General features: G+C 62.3%; 21 protein-coding genes. 8 read left to right on the forward strand and 13 right to left on the reverse strand.

The features are described from left to right. Positions 1-7: 7 nt before the first annotated feature. Entirely contained in the window at positions 8-1,423 is a 1,416-nt protein-coding gene (locus ACFWEM_RS01285; protein ID WP_378530423.1) for an FAD-binding oxidoreductase, read from the reverse strand. Positions 1,424-1,564: 141 nt separating this feature from the next. Here ACFWEM_RS01285 and ACFWEM_RS01290 point away from each other — a divergent pair, with 141 nt between their 5' ends. Further along, on the forward strand, positions 1,565-2,467 hold the full coding sequence (locus ACFWEM_RS01290) for a LysR family transcriptional regulator (RefSeq protein WP_378530425.1): 903 nt from the start codon (positions 1,565-1,567) through the stop codon (positions 2,465-2,467). Between the two features lie 17 nt (positions 2,468-2,484). Here ACFWEM_RS01290 and ACFWEM_RS01295 read toward each other — a convergent pair whose 3' ends face one another. Continuing rightward, the gene (locus tag ACFWEM_RS01295; RefSeq protein WP_378530427.1) at positions 2,485-3,561 is read right to left on the reverse strand and encodes a helix-turn-helix domain-containing protein; all 1,077 of its coding nucleotides are present in this window, start codon (positions 3,559-3,561) and stop codon (positions 2,485-2,487) included. Positions 3,562-3,570: 9 nt separating this feature from the next. After that, positions 3,571-4,542: an alpha/beta hydrolase gene (locus tag ACFWEM_RS01300; RefSeq protein ID WP_378530429.1), complete on the reverse strand. Its 972-nt coding sequence runs from the start codon at positions 4,540-4,542 to the stop codon at positions 3,571-3,573. A 93-nt stretch (positions 4,543-4,635) separates the two neighbouring features. Between ACFWEM_RS01300 and ACFWEM_RS01305 the strand changes: the two genes are divergently transcribed. The 3 genes from ACFWEM_RS01305 (at position 4,636) to ACFWEM_RS01315 (ending at position 7,097) form a co-directional block, all read left to right on the forward strand. Continuing rightward, a complete protein-coding gene (locus ACFWEM_RS01305) occupies positions 4,636-5,229 on the forward strand; it encodes a hypothetical protein (protein ID WP_378530431.1) in 594 nt (197 codons plus the stop codon). 161 nt (positions 5,230-5,390) lie between these two features. Next, positions 5,391-5,819, forward strand: a complete 429-nt coding sequence (locus tag ACFWEM_RS01310; protein WP_007735729.1) for a YciI family protein — start codon at positions 5,391-5,393, stop codon at positions 5,817-5,819. A gap of 3 nt (positions 5,820-5,822) precedes the next feature. Next, positions 5,823-7,097 carry an RNA polymerase sigma factor gene (locus ACFWEM_RS01315; RefSeq protein WP_378530433.1) on the forward strand — a complete coding sequence of 425 codons (1,275 nt, stop codon included), beginning with the start codon at positions 5,823-5,825 and terminating at the stop codon, positions 7,095-7,097. A 15-nt stretch (positions 7,098-7,112) separates the two neighbouring features. Here ACFWEM_RS01315 and ACFWEM_RS01320 read toward each other — a convergent pair whose 3' ends face one another. Continuing rightward, positions 7,113-7,526: a hypothetical protein gene (locus ACFWEM_RS01320; protein WP_378530435.1), complete on the reverse strand. Its 414-nt coding sequence runs from the start codon at positions 7,524-7,526 to the stop codon at positions 7,113-7,115. A gap of 154 nt (positions 7,527-7,680) precedes the next feature. Here ACFWEM_RS01320 and ACFWEM_RS01325 point away from each other — a divergent pair, with 154 nt between their 5' ends. Together ACFWEM_RS01325 and ACFWEM_RS01330 are read left to right on the forward strand one after the other, a co-directional pair. Beyond that, positions 7,681-7,851, forward strand: coding sequence for a hypothetical protein (locus tag ACFWEM_RS01325; RefSeq protein WP_378530437.1), 171 nt, complete (start codon positions 7,681-7,683; stop codon positions 7,849-7,851). A 215-nt stretch (positions 7,852-8,066) separates the two neighbouring features. Continuing rightward, the gene (locus ACFWEM_RS01330; RefSeq protein WP_378530439.1) at positions 8,067-8,765 is read left to right on the forward strand and encodes a type 1 glutamine amidotransferase domain-containing protein; all 699 of its coding nucleotides are present in this window, start codon (positions 8,067-8,069) and stop codon (positions 8,763-8,765) included. Between the two features lie 77 nt (positions 8,766-8,842). Here the strand turns inward: ACFWEM_RS01330 and ACFWEM_RS01335 are convergent, their stop codons facing one another. The 3 genes from ACFWEM_RS01335 to ACFWEM_RS01345 are packed head-to-tail and all read right to left on the reverse strand — an operon-like array spanning position 8,843 to position 11,684. Further along, entirely contained in the window at positions 8,843-10,141 is a 1,299-nt protein-coding gene (locus ACFWEM_RS01335; RefSeq protein ID WP_378530441.1) for a DUF222 domain-containing protein, read from the reverse strand. A 59-nt stretch (positions 10,142-10,200) separates the two neighbouring features. Next, a complete protein-coding gene (locus ACFWEM_RS01340) occupies positions 10,201-11,055 on the reverse strand; it encodes an alpha/beta fold hydrolase (protein WP_378530443.1) in 855 nt (284 codons plus the stop codon). Continuing rightward, on the reverse strand, positions 11,052-11,684 hold the full coding sequence (locus ACFWEM_RS01345; RefSeq protein ID WP_378530445.1) for a TetR/AcrR family transcriptional regulator: 633 nt from the start codon (positions 11,682-11,684) through the stop codon (positions 11,052-11,054). The genes ACFWEM_RS01340 and ACFWEM_RS01345 overlap by 4 nt, the downstream gene beginning before the upstream one ends. A gap of 68 nt (positions 11,685-11,752) precedes the next feature. Here ACFWEM_RS01345 and ACFWEM_RS01350 point away from each other — a divergent pair, with 68 nt between their 5' ends. Continuing rightward, entirely contained in the window at positions 11,753-13,186 is a 1,434-nt protein-coding gene (locus ACFWEM_RS01350; RefSeq protein ID WP_378530447.1) for an amidase, read from the forward strand. Here the strand turns inward: ACFWEM_RS01350 and ACFWEM_RS01355 are convergent. Genes ACFWEM_RS01355 through ACFWEM_RS01370 form a run of 4 tightly spaced genes read right to left on the reverse strand, consistent with a single transcriptional unit; the run spans position 13,183 to position 15,158 of the window. Continuing rightward, a complete protein-coding gene (locus ACFWEM_RS01355) occupies positions 13,183-13,821 on the reverse strand; it encodes a DUF5701 family protein (RefSeq protein ID WP_378530449.1) in 639 nt (212 codons plus the stop codon). The two genes, ACFWEM_RS01350 and ACFWEM_RS01355, sit on opposite strands and share 4 nt — an antisense overlap. Before the next feature lie 10 nt (positions 13,822-13,831). After that, entirely contained in the window at positions 13,832-14,476 is a 645-nt protein-coding gene (locus tag ACFWEM_RS01360; protein ID WP_378530451.1) for a TetR/AcrR family transcriptional regulator, read from the reverse strand. Next, a complete protein-coding gene (locus ACFWEM_RS01365) occupies positions 14,464-14,727 on the reverse strand; it encodes a hypothetical protein (protein ID WP_378530453.1) in 264 nt (87 codons plus the stop codon). The genes ACFWEM_RS01360 and ACFWEM_RS01365 overlap by 13 nt, the downstream gene beginning before the upstream one ends. After that, the gene (locus ACFWEM_RS01370) at positions 14,724-15,158 is read right to left on the reverse strand and encodes a hypothetical protein (RefSeq protein WP_378530455.1); all 435 of its coding nucleotides are present in this window, start codon (positions 15,156-15,158) and stop codon (positions 14,724-14,726) included. The genes ACFWEM_RS01365 and ACFWEM_RS01370 overlap by 4 nt, the downstream gene beginning before the upstream one ends. Positions 15,159-15,312: 154 nt before the next feature. Here ACFWEM_RS01370 and ACFWEM_RS01375 point away from each other — a divergent pair, with 154 nt between their 5' ends. Next, positions 15,313-16,641, forward strand: coding sequence for a diacylglycerol/lipid kinase family protein (locus ACFWEM_RS01375; protein ID WP_378530457.1), 1,329 nt, complete (start codon positions 15,313-15,315; stop codon positions 16,639-16,641). On the opposite strand, the gene ACFWEM_RS01380 is transcribed toward ACFWEM_RS01375, so the two are convergent. Further along, positions 16,622-18,007: an FAD-binding oxidoreductase gene (locus tag ACFWEM_RS01380; RefSeq protein WP_378530459.1), complete on the reverse strand. Its 1,386-nt coding sequence runs from the start codon at positions 18,005-18,007 to the stop codon at positions 16,622-16,624. The genes ACFWEM_RS01375 and ACFWEM_RS01380 overlap by 20 nt on opposite strands. Positions 18,008-18,125: 118 nt before the next feature. Beyond that, positions 18,126-21,521, reverse strand: a complete 3,396-nt coding sequence (locus tag ACFWEM_RS01385; protein ID WP_378530461.1) for a BTAD domain-containing putative transcriptional regulator — start codon at positions 21,519-21,521, stop codon at positions 18,126-18,128. Positions 21,522-21,582: the final 61 nt, after the last annotated feature.

The raw sequence follows: 21,582 nt of genomic DNA on the forward strand, positions 1-21,582 counted from the left end.
TTTTTGCTTACCCGACCTTTTCCGGCAACAGTATTCCAGGATTGAGGATTCCACGCGGGTCCCAGGACGATTTGATCAACTGCATCGCGGTGATGTCGGTGTTCGTGCGCCCCAGCGTTACCCACGGAGACTTCGCGCGACCTATCCCGTGCTCGGCGCTGATGCTTCCATGGTGGGCGGCAACGAGTTGGAAGACCGTATCGGTCAGTTCGTGTGCGACCCCAGGGGCGGCATCCAGGAGGTTCACATGAATGTTTCCGTCGGCGAAGTGCCCGAACAAGATTGGCCGCACGAGGGGGAATCGCTCGTCCAACGTCTCTCGAAGGTTCCCGATGAACATGCCCATCACGGACAAGGGCACGGAGATGTCCAGCTTTACAACCGGTGTCGTCGACGAAGCGCTGATGCTTTCGGTGTGACTCTCCCGCAGGGTCCACAGTTTTCGAGCGGGTCCAGGTTCGACCGTCGCGTCCTCGATGAGATCGGCAGAGTCGGAGAGAACTTCGAGGAGTGACTCTTCCGTCTCGCGCGGCGACGACACCTCGATGAGTGTGTACATCGGCGAAGGGGCGCCGAACGGACGACGGGCGTCGGTGTGTGCGCAGACGAGGTCGATGCCGTCGTCAGTCATGATCTCGGCGGCTTCGACGGTCAATCCGCTCTGCCGCACGCGATTACATAGATGCAACGCTTGCTCGATGTCGCTTACGCCGGCGAGTACAACCTGGGTGTCGGTCGCCGGGGTGACCAGCTTCATCAATACTTTGGTGATGACGGCAAGAGTTCCCTCGCTGCCGGCAAGAAGGCCTGGAATGTCGTATCCGACATTGTCTTTGACGAGTGGCGTCCATCTGCTCAAGACGGAACCGTCGGCGAGCACTGCCTCGATACCGAGGATCTGTGCCCGCGTGTTTCCGTATCGGACCATGCGCGTACCACCGGCGTTGGTAGCGACGATGCCGCCGAGTGTCGCGGATTCCTTTGATGCCAAATCGATTCCGAACCGGAGACCGTGTGCAGATGCGGCCAGGTCGGCGCGGGCAACGGTCACGCCGGCGCCGGCTGCGATTGTCCGGCCGATGGGATCGACGGACTCGATCGTCTCCAACCGTCTGGTACTCAGCACCACGGACCCGGCCGAGGCGATTCCGCCACCGACCAGTCCGGTGTTGCCGCCTTGGGGCGTCACAGGTACCCCCGCGTCGAAGCATGCTCGAAGGACCGCAGACACTTCGGCAGTGTTACCAGGACGGATGACCGCGATCGCGTCGCCGATCCAACGTCCCGTCCAGTCGCGCGTGTAGCCCTCGATCAGTTCGGGATCGGTGAGGACATGCGCTTTACCGACGATCTCCGCGACGGCGTCGAGGAGTCTCGCGTCCGTTCCAGATTCGCGCGGTTCGGCGAGTGTACGGGGATTCATGTTCAACCTTGTGATCGTTCGGGAGACAATATTTCGGGAGACAAGCGGTAGAGCAGCGTGACCTCGATCCTCCGACCTCAGGTGATGCCATGTCCAAGACCAAGTAGTGACACCACCATCTGTTCTTCTTATAATCGCCGTATGAACCTGCAGCGCGCCCGTTATCTGATCGCTCTCGCGGATCATGGCAGCTTCACTCGCGCCGCCGCGAACGTCTACGTCGCGCAGTCGGCGCTCAGTCAGCAGATCAAGGTTCTCGAGCGCGAACTCGGAGTGCCTTTGGTGGATCGTCGAGGTCCGCAGTTCACCTTCACCGACGCCGGCCGAGTAGCGGTACGAGAGGCGCGCTTCTTGCTCGGGTGTGCCGACCGGGCGGTCGAACGAATCCGATTGGCTGCGCGCGGCGTGGACGGAGAACTGCGCATCGCTTACACCCGCTCGTGGGCCGGCGGCGCAGTAGCGGATCTGGTCAGCACCTATCGAAAGCTCTACCCGGGCGTGGAGGTCGTCGTTCATCGTGGCACGTCGGCGCAGACAGTTGATCTCGTCCGAAACGGAGCAGTCGACGTCGCGGTCGTCCGGCCGCCACTCGAAGACGGTGATCGCGAACTTCCCCTGATCGTCCTCGACACCGAACCAATCCTGGTGGCGGTGCCCGCGGATCATCCGTTCGGGAGTCGAACGACCCTCGAACTCGGGGACCTGGTCGGCATTCCCGTCGTGTTCTGGCCCGAGGCAAACGCTCCGGGCATGTATTCGCGTACTCTCGAACAGCTTTGGCCGGACGGCACTCCCAATATCGTTCGATTCGAAGCTGACGACGAGCAGGTCCTCCATGCCGTATCGGACGGAGTGGGAATTGCGCCGATCCCTCAGGGGCGGGCAAGGATGCTCCGCATTCCGGGTATCCATCTGTGCGAAATCGTCGGTGAACAACCAACTCTCGATGTTGCTGTCACCTATCGACAGGACAATCCGAATCCAGCGCTTGCGCCGTTCGTTGCGCTCGCCGAACGCGAAAGATCGTCAACTGCTTCGCCGTGACTGATCCTGGGCCGGATCTATTCGGCGTCGAGAACCAGCATCATTGCGGTTGCGCGTGCTCGGTTCTCGACGGTGTCAACGTGAAAGCCGACGTGCTGAGACAGCTTTGACAACCGGTGCGCGACGCTGCTGTGATGGAGATGCATGGTATCCGCCGTGGCCCTCAATGTTCCGGATCGCAGATATGTCCTCAAGGTTTCCAGCAGCTCCGATCCCTGCTTGGTGTCGCCAATCCGTCTGGCAAGAACCAAATCCGGGATTTTCGTGTGATCGATGTGCGATCCGGGCGCCAGGAGGTTGAGCGCGCCGAAGCTGTCGGCGTTCACGATCGGTGTTGTTACCGAGGTCTGAGTGTGAGCGAATCGTGCTGTGCTGATTATCGTGTGCATCTCGGAAGCGGCTGCAGCCAAGGATATTCCGGCGCGGATGGATGACGCCAACGCTGCCTCGAACAGTCCGGTTGTCGGTGTGAACGAATCCTTCACAATATCCAGATATTCTCCGTCAGCCTCTACCCTGATGGCTTTGCCGGGGATGCAATCCTTCGAAATGGTAAGACGTGCAGTGCTGTTCGCCGCACCCGAGGAAACCGTGGATACGACAACACGGACTGGGGTGCCGGGTTCAATCCCGAGACCGGCGCACGAAGTGAGTACGGTCAACTCGTCCATCGGAAAGAGCAGATTGCGGGTGTGCTCGGCTTCGGTAGGTAAGCGGCGGGGCTGCAGGATTATCGAGGCAGTCAGAGCCATTCGGTCGACGAGCATCTCGTCGAGTGGCAAGTTCGCACCAGGACGCTCGATCCATACTCTCCCGAGAACATCATCGTCGACGGCAATCTCCCTGGTAATGCTGGGGGCGAGACAGGATTCGGGAGACCATCGGCCGCGCGGGTCGCAACGACGTGAATTCTTCTTGTTACCGTGTTCGACGATCTCGATGCCCACAACGCAGTCCGCCAACTGTGCGCTCGCGCGCAGCAATGATGCTGTGTCGGCGCCGTGCCGCACGAGGGTGTCGAAGTAGTCGATGACGCGTACCAAGCCCGCCGAGTCTGCGTCGAGCTCGGCAAGCCGGTACATCAGTCCTTGCATCTCGCAACGCTACGAGACTGGCGACAGCGAACGCAACCCTCTCCGGAGCGCCGTGAGGGCTTCGGCGGCACCTCTTTCGCTGACCGCTGCGGTAGCGACAAGTGCCGACCCGTGAAAGGTCCCGGGGAACGAGTGCAATTCGACGCTGACGCCCGCTTGCAGCAGTCGAAGGGCGTATTCGATTCCTTCGTCGCGGAGCGGGTCGAGTTCCATGGTGGAAAGGTAGGTCGGCGGTAGACCTGTGAGATCGGTAGCCCGGGACGGGGCAGCGTAAATGGAGACGTCCCGATCTGCGGGACCTGAGTACGACTCGCCGAGATAGTACTTCCACGACAGGATGGCGTTGGGGCGGTGCCACAAGGGTGTGTCGACGAAGTTCGTCATCGAGACCGTTGCCAGACGGTCGTCGAGTTCGGGGATTTCGAGGAATTGGAATGCGATGGGCACAACGCCCTCGTCGCGGGCCTTGAGCACGGTGCCCGCGGCCAGTCCACCGCCTGCGCTCTGCCCGCCGACTGCGATGCGGCTGGGATCCACACCGAGTTCCTCGGCGTGTTCGTGGATGTACATGAGCGCGGCGTAGCAGTCGTTGACGGGCCCGGGGAAGGGTGTCTCGGGAGCGAGGCGGTACTCCACGTTGGCGACGGCGAATCCTAGTTCGCGCGCTACCTGGACACAGAATGGATCGCTGGATTCTGCTGTGCCGATTGCGAATTCGCCGCCGTGAATCCAGAGCAGAACAGGGATAGGTCCGGCGGTGTTATCCGGAGTGAAGAAGCGAATCGTGACCGCCGGATCGGCGTTCAGGCCAGGGGCGGACAGCTCGCGAAGCGTGACTCCGTCGAATGACAGGTCGACCAACATTGTGCCGACCAGTGCGTCATAGGTGGCCCGCGCGTTGGGAAGGTCCGAGAAGTCGACCTTCGGGAGCATGGTGAGTGCTGCGGCGAGTTCGGGGTCGAGAGTGGGGAATGTTGTCATGCATTCATCATCCAGCTTGAATGTGGCCTGCGTCACCAGCGGCGTGTAGGGAATTGGGGAGTCGCCATCCGACGCCCGTCGGATCTCTCTAGGATGACGCCGGTGGACACAGTACATCTCGGGGTGGACTCGAGCGATTCGGCGATCAGGGCTCGGATCGGTGGACATCCGCCGCAGGTTTTCGCGGGACAGCCGATTCTGCAGACACACGAATACCTTCTGACGCTTGCGGCCCACACGGCCACGTGGCTCGGTGAGCGAGAGCTTTCCGTCTTCATCCGTCGCGGCTTCTCTATCGGCGACGACGACCTCGAATACCCGAACATCGGGGTTCGCGCAGTCGTGCATGCGCCGTCATCGCGAAATGCGGAATCGGTCGGGAGGCATGGGGGCTTGGGGAGCGCGGCGTTGATCAAGACTCCAACGGATGACGAGGCGATGCCGTTGGTGTTGATCGCTCCGCAACCCGTGCTCATCCAGAACGAACCGTCCTATGCCAACGCCGTCGAGTCAGACGGACACAATTTCCTGTTCCAGATCAATGAGGAGGGGTGGCCGGTGGGTTCGCAGTCGCAACCCGAGTTCGTAGAGGAGTACCTATTCGGTTACGGGTCGGTGTATTTCTACGGGAGCACTGACGCGAACGGCCTCGTTCGTGAAGTTGTGCCGGGATTTCTCGACTTCTGACCTGCCCGGCGACCCGTCTGCCGATAGCGTGAGCAGCGCATCCAGACCGGCGGTTTTGTCCTCGGGAAAAAACTTTCGGAAGTTTGTCGATCGGTGAGTGTGCCGTTCGACGTGTAGGCAGAGGGACCGAACAAAGCGGTCCACAAACGAAGGAGATTCTCATGAAGTACATGCTGATCATGCGTTCCACCGACGAGGCCATCGAAGCATCCAAGGACATGGATTTCGACGAGATCATCGCCGCGATGGGTCAGTACAACGAGTCCCTGATCAAGGCCGGTGTCTTGTTGGCCGGTGAGGGGTTGGCCATGGAGGAGGGGTTCATCGTCGATTTCGAGTCCGATCCTCCGCTGGTTTCCGACGGCCCGTACGGAGAGACGAAGGAGTTGTTCTCCGGCTTCTGGATCATCCAGACGTCGACCAAGGATGAAGCCCTGGAATGGGCAAAGCGCTGCCCGTTGGGGCCGGGCAGCAAGCTCGAGGTGCGCCGCGTGAGTGAGATGTCGGACTTCGATCAGGACAACGAGTACATCCAGAAAGAAGCCGGCTGGCGCGAAGAGCTCGGCACCGATCGTCCGGTCGCAGGCTGAACCATGACCGACGAGGCGGTGCGAGAAGCAACGAGAACGGCTGTCGACGCGGTCTGGCGTATCGAATCCGCGAAGATCGTCGCCACGTTGACTCGCACCGTCGGGGATCTTGATCTTGCCGAGGACCTGGCCGCGCAGGCCCTGCTCGAAGCCGTCGAGCAATGGCCTGCCGCCGGGGTTCCGCGAAATCCAGCTGCCTGGCTGACATCTGTTGCGACACGACGGGCAATTGACGGATGGCGACGACGCGAGAAGTTGGACGAACGCTACGCCCACTTCGCGCGTGAACTCGAGAACGACGCTTCGCACTTCGATGACGTCAGCTGGGATCCGGATCGGATCGACGACGACGTCCTTCGCCTGATGTTCATTGCCTGTCATCCTGTGTTGAATCGAAAAGCGCAGGTAGCCTTGACTCTTCGGGTAGTGGGCGGGTTGACCACGGAAGAAATTGCCAAAGCATTCCTGACGCCGACGGCAACAGTGCAGCAGCGGATAGTCCGCGCGAAGAAGGCGTTGACCGCCTCGAAAGCGGTATTCGAAGTTCCAGGTCGAGAGGAATTTTCGAAAAGACTGGGCGCTGTACTCGGTGTGCTGTATCTGGTGTTCAACGAAGGGTATGCGGCCAGCTCCGGGGACGAGTGGATGCGCGCGGATCTGAGTGCTGAAGCGCTGCGGCTGGCTCGGATACTGGCCGAACTGGTCCCGGGGGAATCCGAGGTGCACGGCCTCGTCGCGTTGATGGAACTGACAGCCTCGCGATTCGGTGCCAGGACAACTTCGACGGGTGATCCCATCCTGCTTGCGGACCAAGACCGGACTCGGTGGGATCGCCTTCATATCTCACGAGGGTTTGCCGCGCTAGAGCGGGCTGACGCCGTCGGGCGTGGACGCGGACCCTACGGTTTGCAGGCCGCGATAGCCGAATGTCATGCTCGAGCAGCAACTTTCGATGACACCGATTGGAAGAAGATCGTCATACTCTACGAGGCTTTGGCGCAACTGGCGCCCTCGCCCGTGGTCGACCTCAATCATGCGGCGGCGGTATCCATGGCATACGGTCCGGCCCCAGCACTCGAATTCGTCGACAAGCTTGTCGCTTCAGGTGAACTGGCCGGCTACCACCTGCTTCCGAGCGTTCGGGGTGAGTTGCTCAGTCAGCTCGGCCGATCCAGGGAAGCTCGAACCGAACTCCTCGAAGCGGCCCGGCTGGCTGGGAATGAGCGTGAGCGTGCAGTGCTGGTCGCGAAAGCTGATGCGCTGCTGCCGGATCAGTAGTCACGCGATTTGTAGTCAGGGCTCAGTTGGATCGTCATTCGGCACCATGGGCGGCATTCCGACTCCGTATGGGTCGAGCATGTCCGAGACACGACGACCCCATCGTTCGTGCGCGGACTGTCGGGTCATTCCGGCCGCGCGGCCGATGGTTGCCCACGTTGCGCCGAATCTGCGCAGGCTCATGACGCTTGCCGTCGAATCGATGCCCGCGGCAAGTTGAATCCGGAAACTTGCCAACTGCCACGCCATCTGGCGCTGCGCCGGGATATCGGTGTCTTGTTCCGCCTCCCACTCGGCGCTGCCAGGTAAGGGGTCCGTACCGACAATTTTGTCCGCCTGAGCGCCGGCCTCGGTGATCGCGGCGTTGGCCGTCGTAATGGCGGCAGCATCGATTTCTGCGGTCAGAGCGTGCTCGATCAGGTCTTCCATGAGAAATTCGCCTTTCGTCAGGAATAGCCTGACAGTTCTAATCGGATGTTGTCAAGATTTACCTGACGGCCTCGCAGTTTAATTAATGCACGATCTATTTGTGTACTATCTAAATGGTCTCCGGCCCTGTTGGCCGACGTCGAAGGGGTTGCTGGTGAAAATCGTGGTTCTGTCATTCCTGTTGGCGCTGACCTTGATGACGGTCGGGATCATCGCGGCACGCAACCGCAGTACTCGGCCAGCCGTGACCGGGATAGTTACTGCTGCGTCGACGGTTCTCGCAGCCGCCTGGACACTTTTTGCCGTGGCTTTCGTTTTGGCCTGATCGCGCTGCTCGACCCAGATGCCCGAGTTGGGAAAGTGGGTATGACGGGTTGCATGTCCATTAGTGAGAAGTCGCACTGGAACCGGCGATGCGGAATTCCCTTCCGGTGAGTGCGTTTCATCCAGTGGAGCGTTCTCCGGGGTTTCGTGTCCCGGGTTCCTGAATACGACGGTTCCTGACTACGACGGTTCCTGACTACGACGAAAGGTTGCGCGATGACAAAGCTGTTGTTTGCAGTCACTTCTGCAGATCACTGGACGCTGAACGACGGAACTGCCCACCCGACCGGGTACTGGGCGGAAGAACTGGTCGAGGCGCATCGCGTTTTCGTCGACGCCGGCTACGACATCGTGATCGCGACGCCGGGCGGTAAAGCCCCCGTTGTGGACGAGGGGAGCCTGGCGCCCGAGGTCAACGGCGGGCAAGAAGGCGCTGACCGTATGCGCAAGTACATCGCCGATCTGAAGCCTGTGCTCGATTCGCCGGAGATTCTCGAGAACGCAAACGCCGCCGACTACGACGTGGTTTTCGTACCAGGTGGACATGGACCGATGGAAGATCTTGCGGTGTCGGCATCCTTCGGCGAGCTTCTCGTGAACTTCTTGGATGCAGACAAGGTGGTCTCGGCGGTCTGTCACGCACCGGCGGCACTCCTGCCGGCGAAGAGGTCCGATGGGAGCTGGCTGTTCGACGGCTATCAGCTGACCTCGTTCACCAACGAAGAGGAGACGCAGGCTGGTCTGGCGGACAAGGCTCCGTGGCTGCTCGAAACTCGACTACGCGAGTTGGGTGGCAAATTCTCGAAGGCTGATGCCTGGTCGCCTTACGTCGTGGTGGACCGGAAGCTCTACACCGGTCAGAACCCGGCGTCGTCGAAGCCACTCGCCGAGCGGATCGTCGCCGACTTGGGCTGAGCATGGCTTCTGGCACCGCATCGAGATCTCCTCGATGCGGTGCTGGGCCGTGTTCTGTTGTCCCCGAGAAGCTCTTCTCAGGTTTTGAATGTTGTGTTCGCCGGCCTGGGGTGCTGCCCGGGGTCGATCGAGGGCGGCGGGATGAACCACGGTTTGTTGTCGACGCCGATGCGGATTTCCCATTTTCCGACGAACCCCGTTTTGCGGTGCATCAGTCGGTGGTGTGAACGGCAGAGTAGGACAAGGTTGTTCATCACCGTCGGACCACCGTTGGCCCAGTGCCGGATGTGGTGCGCATCGGTCCACGCCGGTACGCATGTGCAGCCGGGGAAGGCGCAGCCCTTGTCGCGGGCGATCAGCGCCACGCGCTGTTCGGCGTTGACCAACCGTTTTCCGGGTCTCGCATCGAGCGGCGCGCCGTGATCGTCCAGTAGGACGGTGGACAGGAAACAATCACACCCCAACAACCTCGTCTGAGACACCGACAGCGGTCCCAACCATGGCATGTGCCCGACATCAAGATCCGACGGGGACTCTTCACCATCAGAAGGCGCGGCGGCACAATCCCGATGCTCAGCCAAATCGCGAGCATTGATGTGCACGTTCACATGCGGACGCTGACCACCATCGGTTCCGGTCTTGGCGCAGTCGAGGTACCGGCGGATCAGTTCGGTGAACCCGTCCGCGGTCCGCTTCGCCGCCGACCGTGCGTCGGGAGTTCCGTCCGGCGCGGGGGTGGGCATCGTCAAATTCGACAGGGCCGAGAGCAGCATTTCGCCGGTGAGAGCGTCGAAATCGCCGCGCACCACCACCCGACCATTCAATGTCGAGGCGATGCGGAGCTCGTTCCGGTCGACGTCTTCGGCGGGTGGAATCTCATCGGATTCGAACAACCGCTCCAAAGTCGCGATGACGTGCCGCACCTTCGTCGTTGTCGCTTCCACGCCCGAGGCTGCTGCGAGCAGCAGGTCGATGCACTTCGGTAGCGCTTCCTCCGGCATCCCCTTCGGCGGAGATTCACAGAACGCCACGATCAACACGGCGTGATCGAACGAGCAATCCCCAACATCGAATCTCGCTGCCACCGCGGGAAACGGCCGCAGCGCCGCACCCAGGGCGGCGATCTTCTTCCCGTCCCGAACCTGCAACATCGTGTTCGCCGCCAACCACGCACCCACCCCGCGGGACGCGATCACCTGATCGTCCGGGCGCATCGACAGTTCGTCCACCACCGCTACCCGCACCGCTTCCAGGCGAAGAATCTCCGCACTCGCCTCGACAGCAGCAGCCCGTAACTCGGCGGCAGTCAACTGCCACAGGCGTCCGCGTAATCCCACCGCAGAACCAGACACCACATCCGACAACAAGACACTCATTGAATCCCCCGATCCCCTACACACAGGGTACTCGAACACCCGTTCGGGTCAAGTGGGAATTAAGCGAGGGCGCGAATGAGTGGAGTGGGGTCCGCGACGACGAACAGATGGCCGCCCCCGCTGATCTCTTCGAAGCGAGAGTGTGGGATCAACGAGTGTGCCCAGCGGGCAACTTCGATGGGTACGTTTCCGTCTTCGGATCCGTGTAGGAAAACTGTTGGTACCGAGATGGATTGGAAGAGCCCTGGCACCTCATGGCGATACCGAGCCAAGTCGACAACCGCTGCCGATCCGCCCTGCGCGATCCCTTCGGATGAATCCAATTGGAGGGCGGGGTGATGCGACTCGTCGGTCATGACGGCCTGATCGGCGGCCGGCCAGATCGAGACGGAGTCGCTGCGTAGCTTGGAGAACACCCCGGTTCCTGCGAGCATTGCGCCGGCCACACGGGGAGCCCAGTTGGCGGCAAAGTACAACGCGGATACCAGTTTTATTCTGCGTCGCAAAGTATCTCGCGGTGCCCCGGGGATCATGGCGCACGCCAGCACCAGTTTCGAGACTCGTTCGGGAACGGCTGCAGCGACTGCGAGCGCGTAACCGCCGCCTCCGGAGAAACCCATCAGTGTGGCCGAGTCCAACTCGAGGTGATCGACCAGGGCGACGTAGTCGTCGTCCCAGGAATGAAATCCCTTGTCCGTGTATGGATCCGTGCGTCCGAAGCCGGGTCGATCGGGGACTATCAGCCGTATGCTTGCCGTCGAAGACGCGTTGTGGAGTGAGAGCCCTTCGTATCGGCTGCCAGGTGATCCGTGGGCCACGACTACCGGGTGGCCAGTCGGATCGCCATACTCGCAGAACGCGATACGGCGCCCGGAGGCGTCACGAATTTCGGTTGTCGTCACGCTGCTTGTCATGTTGTGCTTCCTTGCTGCGCGATCGACGCCACACCGTCCAGGATGAGAGCGACTCCGAATTCGAATCTTCGGGCGGGATCGTGATGAAGTGCGAAGACCGATGCATCGCGTCGATCAGCGGGTGCACTGTCGAAAGCTCCGCGTCCCAATTGAATTGCGACGTGTCCGGTTACAAAATCATGCAGGGCGCCGTACGCGTACGTGGCCTGTTCGTCCTCGAGGCCGGCCAGGGAAAGGGCGCTGACGACTCGGTGGGCAGTGTCGTCGGCGCCGGGTGCTTCCAGTGATGCCTGTCGATGGGCTTCCAAGACCAGGGGATGGCGCATCAGGAGATCGTGGAGTCCGTAGGCGAACGTGCGGGCAACCTCGCGCCAGTCGGTCGGCCAGTCGATCGACGAGACCGCTTCGCCTACGAGGGTGGAGATCAGGTCTCGCCTCAAGGCGTCGATGCCGCCGGTTGTGCGGTGGACGGACATCGGCGATATGCCGAGTCGCTCGGCGAGTACCCGAAATGACACCGCATCCAGGCCGTCCGTATCGGCAATCTCTGCCGCGGCATCGAGAATCTGTCTGTGACTCAATGCTTTTGGTCGGCCGGCCCTTGCGGAGCCGGCGGATTCGGATACCATGCTGACAACAATAGCGATACGCGTATCGAAATTACAAGTGTCTATCGACCTACAAGGAGTGTTGCCAGATGACTGATCTCCATCAACTGTCCGCCGTCGAACTTGCCGGTGTGATCGCCGCCAAGGAGGTGTCCATTCCCGAGGTAACCAGGTACTTCGTCGACCGTGCGACCACTTCCGACGACGTGGGCGCGTTCACGACGATTGCCGGGGAGCATGCAGTTGCACTGGCCGAACAAGCCCAGCTCAGGCTGGACGAGCGGGACAACGGACCGCTTCCGCGCCTGTTCGGCGTTCCGACGGCCATCAAGGATCTCGACGCTACTCGCGGCATCCGCACTACCTTCGGATCGGCGCTGTTTCGGGACTTCGTGCCCGATGCCGACGACGAGATCGTCGAGGCGATCCGCGAAGGTGGGTTGATCGACATCGGAAAGACCACAGTGCCCGAGTTCGGGGCGGCGTGTTATACCGAGCCGGAAGTTGCTCCGCCCGCTCGCAGTCCGTTCGATCGCACACGAAGCGCCGCCGGCAGCAGTGGTGGTGCGGCGGCCGCCGTCGGCGCTGGTCTGGTGCCGTTTGCCCAGGGAAGTGACACGGCAGGGTCGTTGCGTTCTCCGGCGAGTGCGTGCGGTGTGGTGGGCCTCAAGCCGAGCCGCGGTTTGATCACGATGGGAGTGGCAGGGCACGATAACTTCGGATTTGCGAGCAAGGGGCCGATCGCCCGGACAGTTCGCGATACCGCTGCGCTGCTGGACGTTCTGGCAACACGACCTGGCGCAGGCACTATCCACCCGCCTCGGCCGAAGTCGTTCGAAGAGTTCGTCGTACAGGCTGGGGGAGTGCAAGCTCGCCCCTTGACCGTCGCTCTTGCTCATGGATCGGTCTCCGGCGGAGCCGTGGATCCGCAGCTCTCGGATGCTGTATCGAAGGTTGGTACTGTACTGGAGGGGCTGGGACACAACGTGTTCGAGCGACCGCAAGCCCGCGATGACGTCTTTGTTGATGCCTTCACCAAAATGTTCTCATCCTTGGCCGGAACCAAGCCGATCCCGGAAGAGTACGAACACCTTCTCCGTCCGATTGTGCAGCACTTGCGAGTTCAAGCAAGCGAGGTGCCGTCCGGCGATCTGGCAGCGGCCATCGGTGTGGTGCAAGCATGGGCGCGGCGATGGAGCCTCGACTACGCCGACGCCGATCTTGTCGTCACCCCGACTGTGACCAAGCCGCCATTGGCGATCGGGGAGCTACGCAACGACGAAGACCCCGCGACCGAATTGATCGACATGGTCGCATTCACCGGAAACACCATCGTCGCCAACGCAACTGGATTCCCGTCGATCAGCTTGCCGCTGGGTTGGACGGAAGACGGTGTTCCGCTCGGCGTGATGATCTCCGCGAAGTGGGGGTGTGACGCGGAATTGCTCTCTGCCGCTGCACTGCTCGAGGCCGCGATGCCGTGGAAGGATCGGTACCGATTCGACCGCGCAACCGTGCTCTAGTTCGGGAGCGGTACCCGGTCGCTCGCCGATGCAAAGCCCAACCACGTGTGGCGGTTGCCCCACCAACACCACCCGACTTTCGGGGCGTTGCGGTTGTCTTTGCCATCCCGACCGGTTCCGTTGCTGATCCACACGGCGGGAGTTCTGGTGTCGAAAGATCCGTCAGGCTTACGCAATCGGGAACCGATGGTCATGAAGCACTTTCCGCGTTCGAGAATGTCGGGACGCTGCAACAACCAGTGGATGCCTTCCGTAAGCGTCAGCGGCGTACGGTCTGCGTCGACGATTGCGGGCAGCGCTTCGTCCGGGCTCCAATTTGCCAGGTGGTCCCCACGGTCGACTTCACTGAGCAGATGCAATGCGCTTTCGGGCAGCATTGCCTGCTCGGTGGGTGCGAACAAATCAACATCCGCCATGTCGACGACAACGAATCCGCTTTTGCTCTTGTGCCTGAGCAGTGGAGTCAGAACTGAAGCTGGAGCCAGTTTTTCGTGGACGGTAAGCAATCCCGCGTCACCGTGTCCGGCCGCGGCGGCCGCCCTGACGTCGTTGGCGGAAAGTCCGGCCATCTCGTGCACTCCGAGTTCGATCAATCGCTCGGCCTGCTGATCGATGGGTGGGAGGTCGAAGTGCATACCTGCGATCCTACCGATCGTGGGCAGGCCGATCAGTGGGTTCGGCGGCGAGGGAAGTCGGCCACGCAACGCCCAACGCGCGCATGATGAACGGGACGGTGGTCGCTACGACGGTGTCCACGCGGTCGCCGGCCATGAGCATCGGGCGCCGGCTTTCCACGCAGGCGAGGATGAGTTGCGCGGAGGCGGCTGCATCGGAATCGACAAAGACACCGGCGTCAACACCTTCCTGGACGAGCTGTTCGACCAGAACCGACAGCGGGACAATACGTTCGAGAAATCGATCGCGATCCTGCGCGGACAACAATTCGACCAACGCGATTCCCGTGAATCGCTGCAGCGAGAACTCGACGAGCGTCAGTTTGACGAGGATTTCGAGTCGGTCGACAGGATTCTCGCGATCTGCGAGTTCGCGCTCGGCCAGGAGTAGGAATCTATCCATCTCGCGGGTGGACCAGGCGAGCAGTAACGCAGATTTGTCGGGGAAGTAGTTGTACACCGCTGTCCGCGAGACGCCGGCTGCCTGGGCCACAGTCTGCAGCTTCACGTTCTGCCAGCCCTGCTCGTGAAGTTCGCGAATGAAGGCGTCCAGCATGGCTTCTCGGGTGGCGACCTTGTGCTCCGCGGTTGTCGCGCCACCGGTCAACTTCGGCATGATCGATCCTCCTGTGTCTGATTCACGGTCACGGGGAGGTCGAACAGATCCGCAACAAGGCGTGGATCACCTTGCCACATCGAGACTGGTACGAGCATCATCTGCTGCGCGATCGAGCGTACGGATCGGCTGACCTCCTGCTCTTCGGCGGGGGTGAGCGTCGTGCGTTTGCGCAATCGCTCCATCTCCGCCGCAGTCAGATCAGTGATCCATTCTTCGGCCGCAAGCGAGAGGGGTGAATCCGGTGTCACGACCGATCCAACTCAGCACTGGAGAACCGCGAAGTCATCACTGACAGCGTGATGACGGCTACGACCGAGACGGCGTGTGCCGCCGCCAGCCAGAGCGACTCGGGTGCATGTTTGTGGAGTGTCGGCGCCATCAGCATGGCCATGAGGAGGGCGAGACCCGACAACATCGCGGGACCGTCGGGTCGGCCGACAAGCAGGGTAACCAGGAGAACGAGCGCGACGACGCCGCAGGCCACATCTGCAGGCGGGTACGTTGCCGGAACGATTCCGCGGACAGTGTCGGTGAAGGTCAGCCCGATCGTCACCAATTGCGCAAGACCTGTCGCGCCGGCCAACCAGGCCGTCCACCGCAGGCCGTGGAGACCGGCTTTCCGAGTCCCGGTCAGGGGAGCTTCCGGAGATCCCCACGCTGCGGTTGTCGGTGTTGTCACGGGCCTGCTCCTTTTTATGACGAGGTGTCGTCATAACGTATCAGCGCATGAATGGTGGGTTTCCGAGGGCTGGTTATTGGCTAGTCCTGAGGGAGCAGACACGGAAGTATCAACACTTGAATAGCCGGCCAGTCGGACTGCGGGAGGTGGCTCGATGACGACCCCTGTCCGCACGGATCGGCCTTCGTCAAAACAGCGTTGGTTGGCGCGCGCGGCATTTGCGGCGTTGGTCCTGGCGGTTGCGGTGCTTCTGGTCTTCGCCGGCTTGAAGACCCTGACGATGCTGCTCCTGGGGATCGGCGGCGTGATTGTGTGCGTCGTGGCGGTGTACTGGTTTCTGACGACCCGCGGATTCCTCCGCTGGCTCTCGTTGGCCGTGGCGGTACTGACGCCGATCGTGGTGCTCACCTTCCTGGTCCGAGAACGCCTCCTGTGGGTGGTGCTCCTCGCGATCGGATTGTTCGTCGTAGCCGGTATCTTCGCTCGCACCGCCTTGGAGGGGGAGGAGAAGGAATTGCCGGTTGTCGAGCGACCGGCACCGCCGCCCGTCAAACCGTTCTTCGTGATGAACCCGAACTCTGGCGGTGGCAAGGTCGAGAAGTTCGACTTGAAACGCAAGGCCGAGGAACGGGGGGCCACGGTCGTACTGCTCGAGGGGCCCGAGAAGATCGATGTGACGGCCTTGGCCAGGCAGGCGGTCGCGGATGGCGCCGACCTGCTCGGCGTTGCCGGTGGCGACGGAACGCAGGCACTGGTTGCTGCTGTCGCGGCCGAACACGACCTGCCCTTCCTCGTCGTCAGCGCGGGAACGCGCAACCACTTCGCCGCGGATCTGGGGCTCGATCTCGAGGATCCGTCTCGGTGCCTCGACGCGCTCGTCGACGGCGTCGAGGTCACGGTCGATCTGGGAAACGTCGGCGGTCGAACTTTCGTCAACAACGCATCGTTCGGGGCGTACGCCGAGGTAGTCCAGAGTCCGGAGTACCGCGACGCCAAGACCAGCACCTTCCTGCAGATGCTCCCGGATCTCCTCGCCGGACGCGCCGGAGCGGTACTGACTGCCCGCTCCCCGAGCGTGTCCGCGATCGGGCCACAGGCGGTGTTGATCAGCAACGGACCGTACGAGATGAACGACTTGGCGGGGCTCGGCCATCGCCCGCGTTTGGACCGGGGCACTCTCGGGATCGTCGCGATCTCGGTTGTCAGCGCCCGTCAGGCCGTCGGGTTGCTCCATCGGGCGCATCAGCACGGGCTGGCTCAGGGCACCGGATTCGAGGTGATCATCGACGCCGACACCGATGAGATTCCGGTCGGCGTCGACGGCGAGGCTCTCGTGATGCCAACTCCCGTCAGGTGCACAGTCAGCCCACAGGCACTGCGGGTCAGAGTCCCCCGAGATCGTCCGGGCGTCCGTCGACCCAGGCATGCCTGGGATCTGGTCCGGTTGCGAGAGTTGGCGAAGTTCACGAAATCCGGCGCATGACCTGGCCGACGGCCAGCACCCCCTGTGGATCATGCGTGTTCGCCAAAGCGCTGAGCCAGTGGGCGGTGTCCTCGTCGTAGGTGCGGGCGATCTTCTCCGGGTCGACGCTGGGCGCGAAGTTGGGCAGAGCATGCCCGTTCGTCCATGGTGCCATCGCTCGACCGAGAGCCTCGGCGTGCGGGACTACAGCGTCGATCATCGGCGGGGCAAGAACTCCGACGGTGAACAACGTGAAGGCGGCATCACGATGGCAGAAAGCGCTGCGGTGCTTCGGTTCCCGAGCGAGGGCGCCACCGAGAAGGCGCAGTTCGACGACGGTTTGAGGTGAACCGGATCCGGAGCCGGCAGCGGACAGTAGTGCGTCGACGGCCTCGTGTGACAGCTCGGTCGTCAATGCCGTGGATTCGTGCGTCGGCATCGGGTCGACAGGATCGGCGTGCACTGCCCCGATGGCGGCATACGGCAGTACGCCGGCTGCGTCGATCAGTGGTGTTGCGACTGACCGGATTCGGTCGAGCAGTGCCTTTGCATCGGATTCCTCGGCAAGACTTGCGAATCTGACCGCGAAGGTGAGTCTGCCGGCCAGCGGCGGCGGAACCTGTGGAAGCGGCGGAAGTTGCAGAAAGGCGATCGAGGTCGAGCTGTGCTCAGGCAGGTCGGCGCACCAGTCCAGCCAGGCGTGCGCAACCGCGCTTGCGTCTGCGCCGTCGAAATAGAGCGCGCCACCGTAGAAGTGGGTGAGGGGTATCAGGTCGATCTCGACGGCTGTGACGATGCCCAGAGTGGCTTTTCCGCCGCGCAGCCCCCAGAACAATTCGGCGTGTTCATCAGGGGTGACATGAATGAGTTCGCCACTGCCGGTGACGATGTCGAATGACCGGACGTGATCGGAGGACAGGCCGTACGTGCGCACCATCGGGCCGATGCCGGCGCCGGTGAGGAAGCCGGCGACTCCGACGGTGGGTGAAGAACCCGCCAGTGGCGCCAAGCCGTGGGGAGCGGCAGCGTCGATGACGTCCTGCCAGATCAAGCCCGCGCCGATTCGGGCAGTGCGGTTTTCGGGGTCGATGACACACTCCGTGAGCTTGCCGGTGTGGACGAGCAGAACGTCATTGCCGAGAGGGACAGCGCCGTGGCCGGTGCGCTGAACACCGACGCGCAGGCCCAGCTTCGCCGCGAATCGCACAGTGGCGGCAATGTCTTGCGCGCTCTCGACTGCCACCACAGCGCCGGGAGCGACCGGAACCGCAACATTCCACGGAGTCGCCAACTCGTATCCCGTCCCACCCGGCAGGGCAACAGAGCCAGCCACCTCTGCGCGCAGTGATTCGACAGCTGCGTCGAGCATGGGGGTTTGAAGGTTCATGGTCTTCCTTCCTCATCCGTGTTTCGGTTGTAGAGGAAGACTGCCCGAACAGGCTTGGCTGGTTCTTGACGTGCGTATTCGAACGGATCCAAGTTTTATCCAAGTGCAGATGCGCAGCTCAGAGCGATATCGATCGAGCCCGTGCAGCTACGCCGAGCATGCCGAGTGCCTCCGATTCGGTCGCCACTTCCGCCAGCTCCCGTTCACGTTCGGTCGACGGCTCTCGAAGTTGGGCCCGAAGCAGTCGGCAGCGCAGCAGTGTTGGTGCTCCGCCGGAATCGGTGGCGATCATTTCTGCCTGTCCCAAGAGAGTCGATGCCTCTTCGACGCGATCCAGAAGTGCATGGAGTCGCGCGGAGGCTTCGGCGACCGAGCCCAGCTCACCGACGTGGCCTACCGTTGCGATGCAACCGATGTGTGGAGCGAGAAGGTCGATGAACGTATCGGCATATTCGATCAGTTCCAGATCTGCCACGACGCGCGCAAGTAGTGTCTGGTGCCCCAGCGTGGTCCACGTCTGCGGCCCTCGATTGATCAGCCACTTCTTGATGCCTTCGGAAGCGGCCTCGCGCTCACCTCGGGCTGCATCGATGGCAATGACCCACGAATCGGGTTCCACGACACCGGGATCAGATTCGGCCAACGCACCTCGCTCCCATTCCAAAGTGTTGAACGCCAGGTCGGCGCTGCCAGCCGTGTACAACTCCGTTTGCAGATGGATCTGCCTGGCCGTCTCGTACTGTCGCCGAGCTTGCGTGAAGTCTCCGTGCCACTCGGCGAGAGTTGCTTCCATCCAGCGTAATTGGACCCGGACAACCGGGAGCCTCAGTAGTTCGCAGCCGATGATCCCCTGCCTGACGTGTTTGACGGCGGCATCGACATTTGCCAGATTCATCTCCGTCATGCTCGCGACGGCGTGTGCGACGACGCTGTCGACACGCGATTGTTGGTGCGGCAGTTCGAAAAGCTCGTGCAGCAGACGCATCGACTCGGCGCTGTGCACCGCGACACCGGAGAAAAGCAGAATCCGTCCTAGTAGGGCGTCGGCGATCACATCCGGATCGTCCAGAGCGCGAGCGCTGTCGAGAGCTCGGGCGCTCCATCGATTCGGGATCTCGGCATCGGGGTGGTAACAACTGCCCACCGCCAAGGCGGCAAGAACCCTTGCGTGAGCGGCTCTGTCGTTCTCGACCAGTGGTTCCACCGCCGCGAGCCGTTCGAGCAATGGTCCTGGATCGGTACCGTAGGAAACCCACGGCCAGGCACCGGCTGCCCGAAGCAATGCGCCTGCCAATCGTCCGACGGCGGAGGTCCGCCCTTCCCGAACAGCCTCGAGGAGACCGGCATTGACGACGTCGAGAACTGTCTGCCCTCGACCGGCCCGGGCGAGGGCCTCGACTCTGGCCACCAACAGGTCGTCCCGATCGTCAGCGGATTGCCGGGACGTCGGAAGCAAGTCGAACGCGTGGACAGCGGCCTCCCACCACTCGGCCGCGGTTTCGGAGCTCCATCGATCGGTCGCGTCCTGCGCTGCAGCCGTGCACGCCTCCAGAACGGCGAGTGGATCGACCAGGGGAAGGGCCGACATCAGATGTTGTGCGCGACGGCTCAGTCGGTCCGGATCGGAAGAGTTTTCAAGCACTTCGGCAACTCGGGCGTGTATCCGCTGGCGCCGAAGCGTGGGTATCGCTTCGAGTACTTCGTCTCGGAGAAGTCCGTGAGCAAAGACGTAACCACCGATTGCCGGGTCCGCGACGATGATTCGTTCATCGGCTGCCGCATCGAGATAGTCGGCGAGAGTGTCGACATCGAGACGGGCGGCCGCGGCCAGCGTGTCCATCTCGATGGCGTCGCCGATAACTGCGGCCACCCGAAGGCACTGCAACACTACCGGTTCGACGGCGGATAGACGTCGGCCGAGGACGGATCGAACCGCGACGGGGATGCTGTCGCCGAGTCGCTCGTTCCTCGGAAGCCTGGAGTACTCCGAGACGAACAGCGGGTTGCCGCCGGTTCGTTCCGCCAGGGTTCTTGCCTCCGCCTCGTCGAGTGTGTCCCCGGAGACGCAACTGGCAAGGGTTGCCACCTCGGCCTGGACGAGCGCGGGCATAACCATGGTTCGATTTCCTTCGCCGTGGAGTACGGCGTCTTCGAACTTGCGCACCGCCGGAACGACTTCCGAGTCACGGAGCGTCGAGACGAACCAGACTGTGGCACTGGACATTGCGCCGACCAGGTAGGTCAGGCAACGAAGGGACGTGGGATCTGCCCATTGAATGTCGTCGATGACGACGGTCAACGGTGCATCGGTCGCCGCAGCTTCTATGGTGGTGCGAACCCGTTCGTAGACAGCAAATCTCGCTTCGTCCGGATCGATGTCGGTCGGCGGCGTCAGTACGGCGTCTGCGTCGGCGCCGAGTTCGCGAATCAGTCTGCGAATCGGCCACCATGGCGGCGTTCCGTCGTCTTCCGGGCAACGTGCCCAGACGGCGGCTCCTTGGATGGACGTTGTTCTCGACGAACACTCTTCGGCGAATCGGGTCTTGCCGATGCCGGCGGGACCGGTCAGGATCAACCAGCGGGGCGAGCCCCGGCGGACGTCGTCGAGCATCTTGTCGGCGACACCCGTCTGTGCCGCGCGCCCGACGAACAACCGTGAGGAATCCGTCTCGGGCATGGCTGTTACGGCAAGGGGAGAAGTCGGGACCGGAACGTGCTCGGCCCCTGTCCATCCCGGGGTGCGCGGCCAGGCGACCAGACCCGGTTCGTGGCGCAAGATCGCGCCTTGCAGTGCTGTCAGCTCTCCGCCGGGCTCCAGTCCCAGCTCGGCGTCGAGCCGAGACGCGTGTAATTGAAACTGTTCCAAGGCTTCCGGTGATCGGCCGGCCCGGTGCAGGGCAACCATTCTCAGCCAGCAGGTCCGGTCGCGGAACGGGTATTCGCTACATAGTTGAGCGGCGTCGACCAGCGCGGGTGCCAGGCGGCCGAGAGCAAGAAGTGCCGTGATCCGAGTCTCGCGACATTCGGTCCGCACTTCCTCGAATGCCGCGGCCTCCATCTCCACCCAGTGTGCGTCGTTCAGATCGTCGAGGAGTTGCCCGCGGACCGAGTCGAGGGCTCGGTCAGCGGTTGTCAGTGCCTCCTGCCACTGGCCGTCCTCCACGTTTCGCCGTGCGGCTTCGGCGTCTTCGAGAAACACCGACAGATCGACCTCTGCGGGAGCGACGTCGAGAACGTAGCCGGGTGGTTGGCGCACTATCGGTGACGCCGCGCCAGTTTCGACGCGCAGTGCTCGGCGCAGGTTGGAGATGTACGCCTGGATACTTGCCATCGCGCTGGCCGGCGCGTTGTCGTGCCAGAGAGCGTCGATCAACCGGTCGGTGGAGACGACGCGTCCACGGTTGAGCAGTAGGACGGCGAGGACCGTTCGTTGTTTTCGAGGGCCCAGATCGATCACGTCGCTCGCCGCTGGCCCCCGCACGACCTCCAACGGCCCGAGCAGTCGATAGATCATCCGTATCCCCTCGTACCTGCGGATGCAGGACGGTTCGATTCTAAGGAGTGAAATTCATACA

Origin of the sequence: Rhodococcus sp. NPDC060176, assembly GCF_042728675.1 — a bacterium.
GTDB lineage: Bacteria > Actinomycetota > Actinomycetes > Mycobacteriales > Mycobacteriaceae > Rhodococcus_F.